Genomic DNA, 16,392 nt, shown 5'->3' with positions numbered 1-16,392 from the left:
ATGCGTCAGAACGGCGGGGTGACGGCGGCGGTCAGCCGGGCGAGTCCGTCGACCACGTCGTGCGCGCGCCCGTGCGCGCGGAAGTCCCGGCGCTGGCGCTCGGCGCCGCTGCCCAGCCGGCGCAGCCGGTCGAGACCGGCCTCGACGGCCGCCAGGTCGCCGGCGGCGGACAGCCCGGGCGCGGCCCGCTCCAGCAGCCGGTCCACCAGCGCGGGCATCGGCACCGGCCACCCGGTGAACGGGTCGATCCCCTCGCCGGACGGGCCGGTCTGCGCGGCCCGCCGGTGGGCGGCCGCCAGCCGGCCGTGCGGCACGGCGGGCGGGGGCAGCCCGGCCCGGGCCTCGTCGAGCAGGACGGCGCCGAGCCCGCGCAGCAGCCCGGCCAGCACCAGCACCGTCCCGAGGTCGGCGTTGACGTCGGTGACCCGCACCTCCAGCGTCGGCACGTGCTCCGACGGGCGGGTGTACCAGTAGATCATCCGGCGGTCGAGCAGCGTGCCGCGCGCGACCAGGGCGTTGGCGCGCCGCTCGTAGCCCCGCTCGTCCACCAGCGGCGCCGCGCCGACGGTGGGCCAGCGCGACCAGCGCACGTCCCGCCAGCTGGCGAAGCCGCTGTCGCGGCCCGCGTCGAACGGCGAGTTGACGGCGAGCGCCTGCAGCACCGGCAGCCAGGGCCGCAGCCGGTTGCCGAGCGCCAGCGCAAGCCCGCGTTCCAGGGTGCCCAGGTGCACGTGGCAGCCGCAGAGCGCCCCGCTGTAGTCGTCGGCCGCTCCCGGGTAGCGGTCCGCCATCAGCCGGTAGCGGGGGTTGTCGGTGAGCAGCGCCGGCTCCGGTCCCGCCAGCACCGGCGTGCCGCTCGCGACCAGCAGGCAGTCCGCCTCGGCGGCGGCCGCCACCAGGCCGGCGCGCAGCCGGGCGAGGTCGTCGGCCAGTTCCTTGAGGCGCAGCGCGGGGCGGCTGGTGGTCTCCACCTGCACCTGGAAGATCTCCGGCTGCACCTGGTCGTCCAGCACCCGGGAGGCGGCCGCCAGCACCTGGGAGGCGCGGGCGACGGGCAGCCGGGTGCGGCGGTCGACCAGCAGGAACTCCTCCTCCACCCCGACGGTCGGCACCGTGCCGGGGGTCGGGCGCGTGGTCACGGCCGGCTCCGGCGCGACCCGCGGAGCAGCGCGATGCCGGCCGTGCCCAGCAGGCCGGAACCCGCCGCCGCGAGCAGGCCGCGGTGCTGGGAGGCCCACAGCTGCGGGCTGCGCGCGTGGGCCTCGTCGTCGAAGCGCCCGTGCGCACCGTGGTCGGCGTCGTCGTCGGCCGGCTCCCACAGGTTGGCCGGGTCCTGGAGGCGTCGCGGCAGCTCCTCCTGCTGCGCCGACCGGCCGGTGCGGGCCAGGTAGCGGTCGAACAGCCCGGGTGCCACGGCATTGGCCAGCAGGGTCGCCACCGTACTGGCGCCGACCCAGTACTCGCGGCGGGCGGGGTGGTCGGCGGCGAACCGGACGGCGCGGGCGGCGACCTCCGGCTGGTACACCGGCGCGACCGGCCGGGCGCGCCCGGGCAGCCGGCTGAGCACCCAGTCGAACTGCGGGGTGTTGACGGCGGGCAGCTGGACCATCGTGACCCGCACGCCCGAGCGGGCGGCGAGCAGTTCGCAGCGCAGCGCCTCGTGCCAGCCCTGGAGGGCGTGCTTGGCGCCGCTGTACGCGCTCTGCAGCGGAATGCCCCGGTAGGCGATGGCCGATCCGACCTGCACGACGGTGCCGCGGTCGCGGGGCAGCATCCGGTGCAGCGCAGCTCGGGTGCCGTTCACGTATCCAAGGTAGGTGACCTCGGTGACCCGGCGAAACTCGGCGGCGGTGATGTCCGCGAAGGGCGCGAACACCCCCGCGAAGGCGTCGTTCACCCAGACGTCGATCGGCCCGAACTCCTCCTCCGCGCGGGCCGCGACCTCCTCGCAGGCCTCGGGGTCGGCGACGTCGGCCGGCACGACCAGGGCCGGCGCGCCCGCCGCCGCGGCCTCGGCGGCCGCGGCGCGCAGCCCGGCCCGGCCGCGCCCGGTGAGCACCAGCCGGTCGCCGCGGGCGGCGAACTCCCGCACGCAGGCCCGGCCGACTCCGGCCCCGGCCCCCGTGACGACGACGGTGCGCGGGGGCGGATCGCGGTGAGTCCTCATGGCGGGCGTGTTGCCCCGGGCACGAGGCCGAAACGTCCCGGCGCCCGCGGCTCAGCCGTCCGGCGGGCGCTTGCCCCGGTGGTCCTGGCGACGCAGCTGGAACACCGGCAGGAGCAGCCAGCAGACGGCGAAGTAGGCCATCACCGCGCCCGTGATCCAGGCGGCCGCGGCACCGCCGACGGCCTCCCGCAGCAGCAGGAGCAGGGCGGAGCCGATGGTCAGCGCCAGCAGGATCAGGCCGGTCGCGACCAGCCGTGCGGCCGCGTCGACCAGCTGCGGCTTGAGCCGGCGGCCGGCGAAGAGCCGGTGGTAGGAGACCGGCGCGGCGAGCGAGCCGGTGGCGAGCGCGCCCAGCACCACGGTGACCACGTAGAGATCGCGGTCGAATTGGTCCAACTGGGCGAAGCGGGGCATGAAGACGACGCTCAGCAGGAAGCCGAACAGGACCTGGGAGCCGGTCTGCGCGACCCGCACCTCCTGGAGCAGGTCGCTCCAGCGGCGGTCCGCGCGCTCCTCGGGCGACTCCTGGCGCCCGCTGCGGTGCGCGGCGGCACTCTCGCCTCCCCCTGCTCCCGGTGTCATCCGGCCCGCCTCCGTCCTGTCCGTTCCGGGGCGTCCGTTCCGGCCCGGTCGTCGGCCCCCGCCGTGCTCCCGCCCGATCGCGCGTCCCCGTCCCGATCATCCACCGGTCCGCCCGGCCCGGCGTGTAGCCGGGCCGGGGCCGGGCAAACGCGGGTCGTGGACGAGACGACCCGCACACCGCCGCGAGCGCCGTGGCGCGCCGCGAACCGCCCGGCGGCGCGGCATCATGGTCTGGACGGCACCAAGCCTTTGCGACCGGACCGGGAGCCAGCCATGCATCTCTCCGCAGGCGACGCCGGGGGCACGGGGGGAACGGGGGACGGACCCGGCGGCACGCGGCGCGAGCCCCCGGAGGGCTACCGGCCGGGGGAACTGCGGGTCGCGGTGCACCGCGCCGGACCGGTGCGGATCGTGGCCGTCGGGGGAGAGCTCGACCACGACTCCGCGGACGGGTTGCGCACCGCGCTGGCCGGACTGCCGGAGGAGGGCCTCGCCCGGATCCTGGTCGACCTCGCCGACCTGCGCTTCTGCGACTCCACCGGGCTGAACATCCTGCTGCGGGCCCGCCAGGAGGCCGAGCTGGCCGGCGTCCGGCTGGAGGTCGCCGGGCCGCGCCCCGCCGTCGTGCGGCTGTTCGCCGTGACCGGGGCCGACACCGTGCTGCGGGTCCACCCCAGCCTCGCCCGCGCGTTGGAGCCGGGGACCGGCCCGGCCGGTGAGCCGGCGAGATGACCCTCCCCGTCCCCGCCCCCGCGCCGGATCCGGACGAGACCCGGCGGCTGGCGCTGAGCGGCGCCCGGGGGGCCGTGCAGCGCTCGCGCGACTTCAGCCGCCAGGCGCTGATCGACTGGCACTGGCTGGCGGTGGACGGCGAGCAGTGGCCCGACGACGAGCAGGTGGCGGTCTTCGAGGACGTCCTGCTGATGGTCTCCGAACTCGTCACCAACGCCTGTCTGCACGCGCCCGGCGGCCCGCGCGAACTGCGGCTGCGCTGGGACACCCTGCGGCTGCGGGTGGAGGTGAGCGACGCCAGCCCGGAACCGCCGCGGCTGCGCCCGTCCGCCGATCCGGGGCGGCCGGGCGGGCACGGGCTGCGGGTGGTCGACCGGCTCGCCCGCGCCTGGGGTTCGCGACCCGAGGGTGCGGGCAAGTCGGTCTGGCTGGAGGTGCCGTCGCCGCTGGACCACCGCGGCCCGTACGGCTGAGCCGTACGGGCCGCGGGGCAGCGGTGGTCAGGCGACCGCCCGGCCTGGTTCGGTCGGCGGGCCCGGGTCGGGCTCCGGGGGCGGGAACGGCGGCACCGGCGGCGGCGCCGGGTCCGGTTCCGGCCGGGGGAGCGGGTTCGGGTGCGGATGCGGGAAGGGCTCGGTGTCCGGGTGTCCGGGCGGCGGCACCGTCGGGACGGTCGCGGCGGTGCCCGCCGCGCCGGTGACGGTCGTCGCGGTGACGGTCATGGCGCTCCTCCCGTGGTCACCGGCCGAGCGCGTGGGACAGCTCGCGCTTGTTCATCTTCGAGCGCCCCTTGATGCCGCGCTGCCTGGCCTCGTTGTACAGCTGGTCGTAGGTGGGCCCGCCGGCGCCCCGGTGCGAGCGCTGCCCGCCGCGCCGGCCGGAGGAGATGTCGTGCGTGGAACTGCGGCTCGCCGTCCTGGACTCGCCGTGCCGGGCGCGTTCCTTGTTGACCGTCCGGGCGGCGATCTCCTCGGCGCGCTTCTCGCTCTCGCCGCGGTCCAGCGCGCTCTCCTTGATGTGCTCGTACTGGCGTTCCCGCTTGGGGCTCGATCCTCGGGGCATGGCCGTGCTCCTCTCCGGTTCCCCGTCCTTGCCGACCCGCGTCTACCCGGCCGGCAGGCGGCAAACCACCGCGCGGCCGCCACCGGACCGGACGCCCCGCGTGTCGCCTCCCGTGCGACGGTGGCACAGTGGGAGGCGGGGCGGCGTCGCCGCTTCCCACGGCCGGGGCCGCCGCCGGGCGATCCGGCCGCACGCTCGATCCGGGTTGGTGGACGCATGGACGAGCACCGGGCGCCGGGCGGTGCGCCGGGCGCCGAGGCGGTCCACGTGGACCGGCCCGAGCTGGTCCTGCGGCAGCTGCTCGCCGGGCTGACGGCGGTCCGCGACGGCGACTTCCGCACCCGGCTGGGGCCCGACGCGCCGGGGGTGCCCGGTGAGATCGCCGCCGTGTTCAACGGCATGGTGGAGCAGCTCGCCCGGGTGACCTCCGAGGTGACCCGGGTGGCCCGGGAGGTCGGCTCCGAGGGCCGGCTCGGCGGGCAGGCGCACGTACCCGGCGCGTCCGGGACGTGGCTGGACCTCACCGACGCCGTCAACGCGATGGCCGGCGACCTCACCCGGCAGCTGCGCAACATCGCCCAGGTGACCACCGCGGTCGCCCGCGGTGACCTCACCCAGAAGATCGAGGTCGACGCCCGGGGCGAACTGCTGGAGCTCAAGAACACCGTCAACACGATGGTCGGCCAGCTGTCCGCGTTCGCCGACGAGGTCACCCGGGTGGCCCGGGAGGTGGGCAGCGAGGGGCGGCTCGGCGGCCAGGCCGACGTCCGCGACGTCTCCGGCACCTGGAAGGACGTCACCGAGTCGGTGAACGTGATGGCGGACAACCTCACCGCCCAGGTGCGCGCCATCGCCGAGGTCACCACCGCGGTCGCCGAGGGCGACCTCACCCAGAAGATCCGGGTCGACGCGCGCGGCGAGATCCTGCTGCTCAAGGAGACCATCAACACGATGGTCGACCAGCTGTCCGCGTTCGCCGACGAGGTCACCCGGGTCGCGCGCGAGGTGGGCACCGAGGGCAACCTCGGCGGCCAGGCCACCGTCCGGGGCGTCTCCGGCACCTGGAAGGGCCTCACCGACAACGTCAACGTGATGGCCTCCAACCTCACCGGCCAGGTCCGCTCGATGTCCGAGGTGGCCACCGCCGTCGCCCGGGGCGACCTCTCCCGGAAGATCACCGTGGAGGCCAAGGGCGAGATGGCCGCGCTGGCCGGTGCGATCAACACCATGGTGGACACCCTCTCGGTGTTCGCCGACGAGGTGACCCGGGTCGCGCGCGAGGTGGGCACCGAGGGCACCCTCGGCGGCCAGGCCCGGGTGCCCAACGTCGCCGGGACGTGGAAGGACCTCACCGACAACGTCAACTTCATGGCGCACAACCTCACCAGCCAGGTGCGCAACATCGCCCAGGTGACGACGGCGGTCGCCGGGGGTGATCTCACCCGCAAGATCGACGTGGACGCGCGCGGCGAGATCCTGGAGCTCAAGACCACCGTGAACACCATGGTCGACCAGCTCGGCTCGTTCGCCGACGAGGTCACCCGGGTCGCCCGGGAGGTCGGCACCGAGGGCCGGCTCGGCGGCCAGGCGGAGGTCGAGGGCGTCTCCGGCACCTGGAAACGGCTCACCGAGAACGTCAACGAACTCGCCGGCAACCTCACCCGGCAGGTGCGCTCGATCGCCGAGGTCACCGGCGCCGTCGCGGCCGGGGACCTCACCCGCTCGATCACCGTGGACGCCTCCGGCGAGGTCGCCGACCTCAAGGACAACGTCAACTTCATGGTGGAGTCGCTGCGCGAGACCACCCGCGCCAACCAGGAACAGGACTGGCTGAAGACCAACCTCGCCCGCTTCACCGGCGCCATGCAGGGCAAACGCGACGTCCGCGCCGTCGCCGAACTGATCACCGACGAGCTGACCCCGCTGGTCGGCGCCCAGTACGGCGCCTTCTACCTGGCCGAGGAGGACGGCGAATCCACCGCGCTGGCCCGGATCAGTGCCTACGGACTGCCGGGCAACGGCACCACCCCCGCCCGGTTGCGGATCGGCGAGTCCCTGGTCGGCCAGACCGCCCGCACCCGGCGCACCCTCACCGTCGACGACCTTCCGCCCGACTACGCCACCATCGCCTCCGGCGCCGGCGCCACCCACGCCCGCTCGGTGGTGATCCTGCCGATCGCCCTGGAGGAGTGGCTGCTCGGCGTCATGGAATTCGCCTCCGTCCACCCCTTCAGCGCCGTCCACCGCGACTTCCTGGAACAGTTCGCCGAGGCCTGCGGCGTCAACATCGGCACCCTGCTCGCCAACGCCCGCACCGACGAACTGCTCGGCGAGTCCCAGCGGCTGACCGCCGAACTCCAGGCCCGGTCGGAGGAGTTGCAGAACGGCCAGGAGGAGCTGCGGCGCTCCAACGCCGAACTCGCCGAGAAGGCCGGACAGCTCGCCGACCGCAACCGCGACATCGAGGCCAAGAACCTGGAGATCGAACAGGCCCGCCAGGAACTGGAGGAACGCGCCCGGCAGTTGAGCCTCACCTCGATGTACAAGTCGGAGTTCCTGGCCAACATGAGCCACGAACTGCGCACCCCGCTCAACAGCCTGCTCATCCTCGCCCAGCTGCTCGCCCAGAACGCGGGCGGCAACCTCACGCCCAAACAGGTCGAGTACGCGGGCGTCATCCACTCGGCCGGCTCCGACCTGCTCCAGCTCATCAACGACATCCTCGACCTCTCCAAGGTCGAGGCCGGGAAGATGGAGATCGCCCCCGAACCCTTCGCCGTCCAGGACCTGCTGGCCTACGTCGAGTCCGCCTTCAAACCGCTCGCCGACCAGAAGGACCTCGCCTTCCGGATCACCGTCGAGGACGGCGTGCCGAGCGAACTCGTCACCGACCAGGCCCGGTTGCGCCAGGTCCTGCGCAACCTGCTGTCCAACGCCATCAAGTTCACCGACGCGGGCCGGGTCGACCTGCGCATCGAACGCGTCGAGACCGCCGGACTGCCCGTCGAGATCGGCCAGGCCGAGGCCGCGGTGGCCTTCCACGTCGAGGACACCGGCATCGGCATCGACCCCGCCCACCTCGACAGCATCTTCGGCGCCTTCCAGCAGGCCGACGGCACCACCGGCCGCCGCTACGGCGGCACCGGCCTCGGCCTGTCCATCAGCCGCGAACTCGCCCGCCTGCTCGGCGGCGCCCTCACCGTGCGCTCCACCGCCGGGCGGGGCAGCCGCTTCAGCTTCTACCTCCCGGTCGCCCGCCGCGACCGGCCCGTGCACGCCCCGCCCGCCGCGACCCGCGTCCTGGTCGTCGAGGCCGATCCGCCGGCCCTGCTCACCCTGCTCGCCCGCACCGCCGCCGAGGCCCACGGCGAGGACCCGCAGGCCGGTGTCCGCAGCGCCGGCGACGAAGCCGGGCTGCGCGCCGCCGTCGCCGACGGCCCCTACCGCTGCGCCGTCGTCGACCTCGCCCACACCGGTGAACTGGTCCCCGTGCTGCTCACCGCCCTCCCGGAGGGCATCCCCGTCCTCGGCTACCACGGCGACGGCGGCCCCGCCGCCGGCGTCGGCACGACGGTCGACCGCCTCGAACTCCTCTCCGGGCTCGACGAGGTGCGCGAACGCCTGATCGCGCTGCTGGGCGGGCGCCACCCCGCCGTCGCGGGCCCCGCCGCGCCCGACGCCCCCGCCGACGAACCGCTCGCGGGGCGCACCGTGCTCATCGTCGACGACGACATCCGCAACGTCTTCGCCCTCGCCGCCGCCCTCGAACAGCACGGCCTGACCGTCCTGCACGCCGCCGACGGCCGCGCCGGACTCGACCTGCTGCGCCGCCACCCCGAGACCGACCTGGTGCTGATGGACGTGATGATGCCCGGCCTCGACGGCTACGCCACCATCGCGGCCATCCGGGCGGACGAGGGCTTCGCCCGCCTGCCGGTCGTCGCCGTCACCGCCAAGGCCATGGCGGGCGACCGGGCCAAGAGCCTCGCCGCCGGCGCCGACGACCACGTCACCAAGCCCGTGGACACCGCGCTGCTGCTGGAGCGGATGCGGCACTGGCTGGGCCCGGCATGACCACCGGACCGCGCGGCGACACCCCGCGCGACCCCGGGCCCGCCGGTCCGGGGCCCGCCGATCCGGGCCCCGGCAGTTCCGGGCGGGCCGCCGCCGGGCTGTCCGACGGCGGCGGGCCCGATCGGGACGACGTCGCCCGGCACCTCGCGGGCACCGTCCGCCGGCTCCAGCACGCCGCCGAACGGATGCGGGCCGAGGAGAGCACCCGCGCGCTGGTCGACCTCGCCACCGGGATGCTCGCCGAACGGCTGACCGTCCTCCCCGTCGAGGCCGCCGCCCGGCTGGCCCGCCTCGCCGGGGAGGCCGGCGTCCCGGTCGTCACCCTGGCCGCCGACATCGTCGGCCGCTCCGCCGAGCCCGGCGGGCGCGGCCCGGCCGGGCCGCGGGCCGGCGCCGCCGACGCCGCCGACGCCGCCGACGCCGCCGACGCCTCCGGGGAGTCCGGGCCGTCCGGGCCGTCCGGTGCCCCCGCGCCACCGTCCGCCCCGCCGGCCCCCGCGCGGGCCCTGGCCGCCGAGTCCGACCTGGCCGGCGCCGTCGAGGCCGTGCTGCGGCAGGGCGCCGCGCCGCTCGGCGCCCACGCCGTCCTGGTCTGGCGGCAGCTGCCCGCCGGAGCCCTCGCGCTCGCCGCCCAGGCCGGGCTGCCGGCCGACGAGGCCGAGGCCTGGAGCCGGGTGCCGCCCGGCGTCCCGAGCCCCGCCCGGCAGGCCGTCGCCACCGGGGAGGAGCACTGGCCCGGTGACCCGGCGCCGCCCGGCCCCCGCGTCGGCGGCCCCGACACGCCCCGGGCCGTCCTCCCGCTGCTCGACGACGGCCGCCGCCTGGGCGCCCTCGAAGTGCTCTGGCCCGGCCCGGCGCCCGCCCTCGGCCCCCCGCAGCACCGCCGGTTCCGGGCCCTCGCCGACCTCTGCGCCACCGTCCTCGGCCACCCCGAGCCCGCCGTCCCGCCGGACCGGCAGGCCGACCTGCTGGACGGCCTGCTCACCCCCGCCCTGCTGCTCGCCCCCGTCCTGCGCGACGGCCGGCCCGTCGACTTCACGATCCTGCGCACCAACCGGGCCTTCCTCGACCCGCTCGGCCGCCCCCGCAGCGGCCTGGACGGCACCTCCCTGCTGGAGGCCTACCCGGTGGCCTGCGCGACCGGCCTGCTCGCCCCGCTGCTGCGGGCCCACGAGACCGGCGAGACCCGCACCGGCGAGCGCCTGCACCTGGTCTTCCAGGGCGGCGGCATCGTCCAGCCCACCACCCTGCGGATCGCCGTCGCCCCGCTCGACGGGAGGCTGCTGCTCACCTGGCAGCGGGACGACGACCCGGGCGGCGAGTCCGACCAGACGGTGCTGCTGCGCCAGGCCCAGCGGCTCGCCAGGGTCGCCGGGTTCGAGGAACAGCCCGGGACCGGCCGGATCCTGTGGAACGCGGGGCTGTCCGAGCTGTTCGGGCTGCCGCCCGACGCCCCGGCCGTGCCGCTGGCGCACCTCGGCCGGTACGTCCACCCCGACGACCTGCCCGCCGTCCGGCGGCTGCTGGACACCGTCCAGCACCGGCTGCGCACCGCCTCCGCGGTGTTCCGGCTGGTCCGCCCGGACGGCACCCAGCGCTACACCCGGGTGGTGGCCGAACCGGTGCTGGACGCCGACGGAGCGCTGAGCGCCGTGCGCGGCGCCTACCACGACGTGTCGGCGCAGCACTGGACGGAGGTCGCGCTCGGCGCCACCCGGGAGCGGCTGGCGGACAGCGAGCAGGAGTCGGCCGAGCGCGAACAGCTGGCCCTGCGGCTCCAGCAGGCGATCCTGCCCGCCGCGCCGCCGCCGCTCGGCGCCACCGGGCTGCGCGCCGCCGTCCGCTACCGGCCGGCGGCCAAGCGCGAGCGGGTCGGCGGCGACTGGTACGACGTGCTGGTGCTGCCGGACCGGCAGGTGCTGCTCGCCGTCGGGGACGTGGCCGGTCACGGGGTCGGCGCGGCCACCGGCATGGTCGCGCTGCGCCACGCGCTGCGCGGGCTGGCCGTCACCGGCGCGGGTCCGGGCCGGCTGCTGGAGTGGGCCAATACCGTGGCCCTGCGCGAGCCGGGGCAGCTGACCGCCACCGCCGTCTGCGCGCTGCTCGGCCCGGACGACGGCACGCTGCGCTGGGCCCGGGCCGGTCACCTCCCGCCGATCAGGCTCGCCCCGGACGGCGCCGAGGTGCTGCCGCTGCCGCACGGGGTGCTGCTCGGTGCCATGCCGGACGCCGCCTACGAGGAGCACTCGGCGCGCCTGGAGCCGGGGGACGTCCTGCTGCTCTACACCGACGGTCTGGTCGAACGCCGGGACTGCCCCGTCGAGGAGTCCGTCGACCACCTCATCCGCGCCGCCGGCCGCCCCGGGTCCGACCTGGAGCGGTACCTGGACCTGCTGTTGGAGCTGAGCCCGGCCGACACCGACGACGACACCTGCCTGGTCGCCGTCCGCGTCGAGCCGCAGGGGTCCGCCGGGCGTTAGAGCGGGAGCCGCCCGGGTAGGCGCGACGCAGCGGAGGGGACCGGACACCGGAGGGGCGAGGACCGAAGGGACACCGCCATGCTGCTGATCGGACTCCTGCTGGTGGCCGCGACAGCGGCCTTCACCGGCCTGCTGATCGCCGACAACCTGTCCGGCGGACCGGAGTACCAGGTGACCATTCTGGGGCACCAGCTGGTGACGCTCTCCAGCCTCGGTGTCTTCCTCGCCGGGCTGGCGCTCGCGCTGCTGTTCTGCCTCGGCCTCGCGCTGGCCGCCGCGGCCCGCAGGCGCCGGCGCGTCCACCGCACGGACCGGCGCGACCGCCGGGCCGCCGCCGCGCCGCGGCGGGCCCCGGGCACCCGGGAACGCGTCGTCGACGCGCCGCCGGCCGAGGAGCGGGTCGTCGAGAAGCGGGTCGTCGAGAAGCCCGCCGCGGACGAACCGGTGGGCGACCCCGTGAACGAACCCGTCGCCGACGAGCCGGCCACCGGGGACCGCGAGAGCCGTACCGCCGGCAGCGGCGGCGGGCGGTTGCGTCACTTCCTCGGCCGCTGACCGCTGACCGCTGACCGCCGACCGCGGCGCCCGGGCCGACACCGGGCGCCGCCTCGCCACCCAGGAAGGGGACCGCGCGCATGCCCAGGGCCGTCCCGCCCGTCACCGGTCTCCAGGGAGCGCTGACGCTCCTGCGGCTCCCGCTGTCGGCCCGCCCCGGCATCACCGCCGAGGCCCGGGCCCGCACCGCCGACTGGCTCGACGACATCACCGAACGCGTCGTCGTCGCGGACGTGCTGCTGCTGGTCTCCGAACTGGTCACCAACGCCGTCCGCCACACGGGCGAGCCGGGTTCGCTGCTGCTCCTGCGCGACGAGAAGCTCCTGCGGATCGAGGTGACCGACAGCAGCCCCCGCCCGCCGCGCCCCCGCCCGCCCCGGCGCCCGGAGGACGTCGGCGGCCTCGGGCTCTTCCTGCTCGGCCGCCTGGCCCGCCGCTGGGGCTGGTACCGCCACGGCCCGGGCAAGGCCGTCTGGTGCGAGGTGGCCCTCCCCCCGCCCCGGCCGCTGCCGGCCTGCTAGCGGCCATCGCTTCCCCGGCGGCGCGAGTGCCGGGCCGGCCGCGACCACCCGGCCGGCCCGGCGCTCGCGCGAAGCGGTCTAACCCTGCTTGACCGCCGAGATGTCGAACTCCAGGACGACCTTGTCGCCGACCAGGACGCCGCCGCCCTCCAGCGCCGCGTTCCAGGTGACCCCGAACTCCTTGCGGCTGATCGTCACCGAGCCCTCCAGGCCCACCCGCAGGTTGCCGTACGGGTCGACCGCGTTGCCGGTGTACTCGAAGTCGATGGTCACCGGGCGGGTGACGTCCTTGATGGTGAGGTCGCCGGTCACCCGGTAGTCGGTCTCGGAGCGGGGCTCGACGGACGTGCTGCGGAAGGTGATGTCGGGGTAGGTGGGGGCGTCGAGGAAGTCATTGGTGCGCAGGTGCTGGTCGCGCTGCTCGACACCGGTGTCGATGCTCTGGGCCTTGATCGTCACCTGGCCGGCCGACCTGGCCGGGTCGGCGCCGTCCAGGTGGGCGGTGCCCTCGAACTGGGCGAACGAGCCCCGGACCTTGGTCACCATGGCGTGGCGCGCCACGAAGCCGATCCGGGTGTGGGCGGGGTCGAGCACGTAGTCGCCGGTGAGCTCGGTGAGTGAAGCGGACATGCTGTGCCTCCGTGGTGATGAGGATCCGTCAGGACGGCGGCGCGGCCGCCCGGGCCGCACACTCCAGCATCATCGCGTGCACGAAGGCCTGGGGGAGGTTGCCCCGCAGTTGCCGCTGGGCGATGTCGTACTCCTCGGCGAACAGCCCGGCCGAGCCGCAGCAGCCGCGGGCCGCCTCGAACCAGCGGGCGGCCTCGACCGTCTCGCCCTGCTGGTGCAGGGCGAGCGCCATCAGGAAGCCGCACAGCACGAAGGCGCCCTCCGTCTCGGCGAGCGGGCGGTCGTCGTGGCGGAAGCGGTAGGCGTAGTGGCCGTCCGTCAGCTGCTCGCGGCAGGCGCGCAGGGTCGCGACGGTGCGCGGGTCGTCGGCGGCCAGGGCGCCGCGCACCGGGGGCAGCAGCAGCGCGATGTCGGGGCCCGGGTCCTCGGGGGAGCGCTGCCAGGCGCCGGAGGGGTGCAGGGCGCGCCGGGAGGCGTCGGCCACCAGGCTGTCGGCGAGCGCGGCCCACCGGGCGGCCAGGCCGTCGGGGACCCCGGCCGCCCGCGCCGTACCGGGCCGGGCGACGGCGCGCAGCCCGGCCGCGCAGATCAGCCGGCTGTGCGTCCAGGCCTGGGCGTCCAGCTCCCAGATCCCGGCCTCGCGCTCATGGCGGCGCCGGGCGACGGCCTCGGCGGCGATCCGCACCGCCCGGCGCCCGTCCGGGTCCAGCCGGTCGTGCCGGGCGGCCGCCGCGAACAGCAGCAGCGCCTCGCCGAAGGTGTCCAGCTGGAACTGCCGGGACACCCGGTTGCCCACCTGGTCGTGCCCGCCCGGGTAGCCGGGCAGGTCGACCGACCGGCGGTCGGGCACCGGGCCGCCGGTCACGGTGTACGCGGGGGACAGGCGCGGGCCGTCCTCCAGGAGCCGGGCCGCGGTGAACCGGGCCGCCTCGTCCAGCAGCGGGTACGGGCCGAAGGCGGCCACCGCCTGGCCGGCCAGGCACTGGTCGCGGATCCACACGTAGCGGTAGTCGTAGTTGCGGCCCGCCTCGGCGCGTTCGGGCAGGCTCGTGGTCGCGGCGGCCACCATGCCCCCGGTGCGGGCGGAGGTCAGACCGCGCAGCACCGCGTACGAGAAGCGGACGTCCCGCGCGTCGGGGACGCCGTCCAGCCGCGGCACCGCCTCCCGCCAGGCGCGCTCGGTGGCCCGCCAGCAGTCCGCGCTGCGCGGCGGCGGGCCGTCCGGGCGCCGGTCGGAGACCTCCAGCACGAGGTCCAGCGACTCGCCCGCGGCGAGCACGACCTCGGCGGCCAGCGTGCCGCCCGCCGGGCGGGCCAGTTCCGCGCCCGGCCCCGACCAGCGCAGCCGCGACCGGCCCGCCCTGATCCGCCAGCTGCCGTCCCCGGCCCGGCGCGGCGGCCGGGCGGCGCCCGTGGTGGTGAAGCCGGAACCGGCCGCCAGCAGCAGCCGCAGCCGGGCCGGGGCGTACCGGGCGGTGACCCGGCGCAGCAGCACCGCCCGGTGCGGATCGGCGGGCAGCGCCAGTGCCTCCCGGCACTCCACCTCGCCCTCCTCGGTGACCCAGCGGCTGCGCCGGATGAGCGACCCGTCCTCGTAGGAGCCGCCGGGGACGAACCGGCCGACGGGGGTCACGGCGTGGACGCCGGCGCCGCCGACGAGCCCGGCGAAGACCGGCTCGGAGTCCCAGCGCGGGGCGCAGAGCCAGGCGACCTCGCCGTCCGGCCCGATCAGCGCGCCGCGCTCGCCGTCGGCGAGGAGCGCGTAGTCGCCCAGCACACGGGGCGGGTAGCCGGTCACGGCGCGCTCCGGACCGTTCACCCCAGCCGCGGCAGGACCCGCTCGCGGTAGAAGTCGAAGAAGCCCTCCTGCTCGTCGCCGATCTGGCCCACGTACACCTCGTCGAAGCCCGCCCGCCGGTAGCCGTCCAGCCGTTCGGCGTGCTCGGCCGGGTCGTCGCCGCAGGTCACGGCCTGTTCGACCATCTCCTCGGTGACCAGCTCGGTGGCCTGCTCGAAGTGCGCCGGGGTGGGCAGGACCTGGGCCAGCTCCCCGGGCAGCAGCTCGCTCGGCCACAGCCGGTGGACGGTCTTCACGGCCCGCTCCCGGTCGGTGGACCAGCACACCTTGACCCCGCCGATCACCGGGCCGCGGCCCCCGGCGGCGCGGTAGCGGTCGATCAGCCCGGTGTCCGGGGTCATGGTGACCAGCCCGTCGGCGAAGCCCGCGGCCCGCTCGGCCGCCTTGGCGCCGAACGCCGAGACGTGGACGGGCAGCCGGCCCTCGCGCGGCGGCGTGTACAGCCGGGCGTTCTCGACCGTGTAGTACGTGCCCCGGTGCGACACCTGCCGGCCGGTGAAGAGCTCGCGCATCACCGCGACGGCCTCCTCCAGCATCTCGGCCCGCTGCTCGTACGGCGGCCAGCGGTCGCCGAGCACGTGCTCGTTGAGCGCCTCGCCGGTGCCCACCCCGAGCCGCAGCCCGCCGGGCAGCTGCACGTCGGCGGTCGCCGCCGCCTGGGCGGTCACCGCGGGGTGGAGCCGGACGGTGGGGCAGGTGACCAGCGTGGTCACCGGCAGCGCGGTCACCTGGGAGAGCGCCCCGATCACGCCCCAGACGAAGGGACTGCTGCCCTGTTCGTCGTTCCACGGGTGGAAGTGGTCGGAGATCGCCAGCCGGGTGAACCCGGCCGACTCCGCCCGCCGCGCCTGGTCGACGAGCTGTGCGGGGGTGAACTCCTCGCAGGACAGGAAGTATCCGAACGCGGTCATGGTGGCCTCGGCTCCTGGATCGACGCTGGTACCGACACGGCTAACCGCCCCCGCCGCACCGAAACCCGGCCCGGGCCGCAAGACCGCCGGGACCCCCGGGCGGCCCTTGGTAAGATGTGAATCCAAAGAATGACTCTTACAGGGGGTGGCGGGTGGACGAGCCCACCGTCAACGAGCTGGTGCGGGAGTGGATCGAGGGCTGGATCGTGTCGCGGGGCGCGGCCGACCCGGTGGACGAGCCCTGGGGGTGGCGCATCGACGTCGGACAGCCCCGCCAGGTCGCCCGGCACGTCCTGCCGGAACCCGCCGAGGCCGACGTCCGCACGCTGGTGGCGGCCACCACCGCGCCGGGCACCTGGCTGAAGCTCTTCGCCGACGACGACACCGTCCGCCCCTGGCTCGGCCCCGGCTGGCACTACGACGTCCCCGGCCACCTGATGACCGTGCCGCTCGCCCCCGGCCGCCCGTCCGCGCCCGCCGGCTACACCCTCACCGGCTGGGAGCGCGGCGGCGTGGTGCGGGCCCTGGTGCGCACCGAGGACGGCCGCTTCGCCGCGCGCGGCCAGCTCGCCGTCACCGGGGCGAGCGCCGTCGCAGACCAGATCGAGACCGACCCAGCCCACCGCCGCCGAGGCCTGGGCTCCGTGGTGATGCGCGCCCTACAGGATGCCGGGCACCGCGCCGGCGCCGGAACCGGCATCCTGGTCGCCACGCCCGAGGGACGGGCCCTGTACTCCGCCCTCGGCTGGAGCGTCCGCGCGCCCATGGCCAGCCTCTACTACGCCCCGCAGGGCGACGGGCCCGCCGACGCGTGAACGCC

15 protein-coding genes are annotated in these 16,392 nt (G+C 76.2%); 7 read left to right on the top strand and 8 right to left on the bottom strand.

Annotated features, from left to right (window positions below; genetic code table 11):
• Positions 1 to 5: 5 nt before the first annotated feature.
• From ACF1AK_RS20865 to ACF1AK_RS20855, 3 genes are read right to left on the bottom strand one after another with little or no spacing between them, the layout of a single operon-like run.
• The gene (locus ACF1AK_RS20865; protein WP_391500291.1) at positions 6 to 1,139 is read right to left on the bottom strand and encodes a glutamate--cysteine ligase; all 1,134 of its coding nucleotides are present in this window, start codon (positions 1,137 to 1,139) and stop codon (positions 6 to 8) included.
• Positions 1,136 to 2,167: an SDR family oxidoreductase gene (locus ACF1AK_RS20860; protein ID WP_391500290.1), complete on the bottom strand. Its 1,032-nt coding sequence runs from the start codon at positions 2,165 to 2,167 to the stop codon at positions 1,136 to 1,138. The genes ACF1AK_RS20865 and ACF1AK_RS20860 overlap by 4 nt, the downstream gene beginning before the upstream one ends.
• Before the next feature lie 51 nt (positions 2,168 to 2,218).
• A complete protein-coding gene (locus ACF1AK_RS20855) occupies positions 2,219 to 2,749 on the bottom strand; it encodes a DUF6328 family protein (RefSeq protein WP_391500289.1) in 531 nt (176 codons plus the stop codon).
• Between the two features lie 273 nt (positions 2,750 to 3,022).
• On the opposite strand from ACF1AK_RS20855, the gene ACF1AK_RS20850 reads away from it, so the two are divergent.
• Both ACF1AK_RS20850 and ACF1AK_RS20845 read left to right on the top strand, forming a co-directional pair.
• Positions 3,023 to 3,481: an STAS domain-containing protein gene (locus tag ACF1AK_RS20850; RefSeq protein WP_391500288.1), complete on the top strand. Its 459-nt coding sequence runs from the start codon at positions 3,023 to 3,025 to the stop codon at positions 3,479 to 3,481.
• Positions 3,478 to 3,954 carry an ATP-binding protein gene (locus tag ACF1AK_RS20845; protein ID WP_391500287.1) on the top strand — a complete coding sequence of 159 codons (477 nt, stop codon included), beginning with the start codon at positions 3,478 to 3,480 and terminating at the stop codon, positions 3,952 to 3,954. The genes ACF1AK_RS20850 and ACF1AK_RS20845 overlap by 4 nt, the downstream gene beginning before the upstream one ends.
• 27 nt (positions 3,955 to 3,981) lie before the next feature.
• Here ACF1AK_RS20845 and ACF1AK_RS20840 read toward each other — a convergent pair whose 3' ends face one another.
• Positions 3,982 to 4,203 (bottom strand): hypothetical protein, encoded by a 222-nt coding sequence (locus tag ACF1AK_RS20840; protein ID WP_391500286.1) that lies wholly within the window; start codon positions 4,201 to 4,203, stop codon positions 3,982 to 3,984.
• 16 nt (positions 4,204 to 4,219) lie between these two features.
• Positions 4,220 to 4,543 carry a plasmid stabilization protein gene (locus ACF1AK_RS20835; RefSeq protein ID WP_380296291.1) on the bottom strand — a complete coding sequence of 108 codons (324 nt, stop codon included), beginning with the start codon at positions 4,541 to 4,543 and terminating at the stop codon, positions 4,220 to 4,222.
• Positions 4,544 to 4,759: 216 nt separating this feature from the next.
• Between ACF1AK_RS20835 and ACF1AK_RS20830 the strand changes: the two genes are divergently transcribed.
• The 4 genes from ACF1AK_RS20830 to ACF1AK_RS20815 all read left to right on the top strand — a co-directional run bounded on the left by ACF1AK_RS20830 (position 4,760) and on the right by ACF1AK_RS20815 (position 12,173).
• Entirely contained in the window at positions 4,760 to 8,617 is a 3,858-nt protein-coding gene (locus ACF1AK_RS20830) for a HAMP domain-containing protein (RefSeq protein WP_391500285.1), read from the top strand.
• Positions 8,614 to 11,097: a PP2C family protein-serine/threonine phosphatase gene (locus tag ACF1AK_RS20825; RefSeq protein ID WP_391500284.1), complete on the top strand. Its 2,484-nt coding sequence runs from the start codon at positions 8,614 to 8,616 to the stop codon at positions 11,095 to 11,097. Before ACF1AK_RS20830 ends, ACF1AK_RS20825 begins: the two co-directional genes overlap by 4 nt.
• A 78-nt stretch (positions 11,098 to 11,175) precedes the next feature.
• Positions 11,176 to 11,652: a hypothetical protein gene (locus tag ACF1AK_RS20820; protein WP_391500283.1), complete on the top strand. Its 477-nt coding sequence runs from the start codon at positions 11,176 to 11,178 to the stop codon at positions 11,650 to 11,652.
• A gap of 80 nt (positions 11,653 to 11,732) precedes the next feature.
• Positions 11,733 to 12,173, top strand: coding sequence for an ATP-binding protein (locus ACF1AK_RS20815; protein ID WP_391500282.1), 441 nt, complete (start codon positions 11,733 to 11,735; stop codon positions 12,171 to 12,173).
• A gap of 78 nt (positions 12,174 to 12,251) precedes the next feature.
• Here the strand turns inward: ACF1AK_RS20815 and ACF1AK_RS20810 are convergent, their stop codons facing one another.
• The 3 genes from ACF1AK_RS20810 to ACF1AK_RS20800 are packed head-to-tail and all read right to left on the bottom strand — an operon-like array spanning position 12,252 to position 15,572.
• Positions 12,252 to 12,803, bottom strand: coding sequence for a YceI family protein (locus ACF1AK_RS20810; RefSeq protein ID WP_391500281.1), 552 nt, complete (start codon positions 12,801 to 12,803; stop codon positions 12,252 to 12,254).
• 28 nt (positions 12,804 to 12,831) lie between these two features.
• Positions 12,832 to 14,601, bottom strand: a complete 1,770-nt coding sequence (locus ACF1AK_RS20805) for a glycoside hydrolase family 15 protein (RefSeq protein ID WP_391500280.1) — start codon at positions 14,599 to 14,601, stop codon at positions 12,832 to 12,834.
• 17 nt (positions 14,602 to 14,618) lie between these two features.
• Positions 14,619 to 15,572: a TIGR03557 family F420-dependent LLM class oxidoreductase gene (locus ACF1AK_RS20800; protein WP_391500279.1), complete on the bottom strand. Its 954-nt coding sequence runs from the start codon at positions 15,570 to 15,572 to the stop codon at positions 14,619 to 14,621.
• Positions 15,573 to 15,724: 152 nt separating this feature from the next.
• On the opposite strand from ACF1AK_RS20800, the gene ACF1AK_RS20795 reads away from it, so the two are divergent.
• A complete protein-coding gene (locus tag ACF1AK_RS20795; protein WP_391500278.1) occupies positions 15,725 to 16,387 on the top strand; it encodes a GNAT family N-acetyltransferase in 663 nt (220 codons plus the stop codon).
• Positions 16,388 to 16,392 lie beyond the last annotated feature (5 nt).

This window comes from Kitasatospora sp. NPDC015120 (genome assembly GCF_043080305.1).
Lineage (GTDB): Bacteria > Actinomycetota > Actinomycetes > Streptomycetales > Streptomycetaceae > Kitasatospora.
Note: the sequence above shows the minus strand (reverse complement) of the source record. Positions and strands in the feature narration are given on the sequence as shown.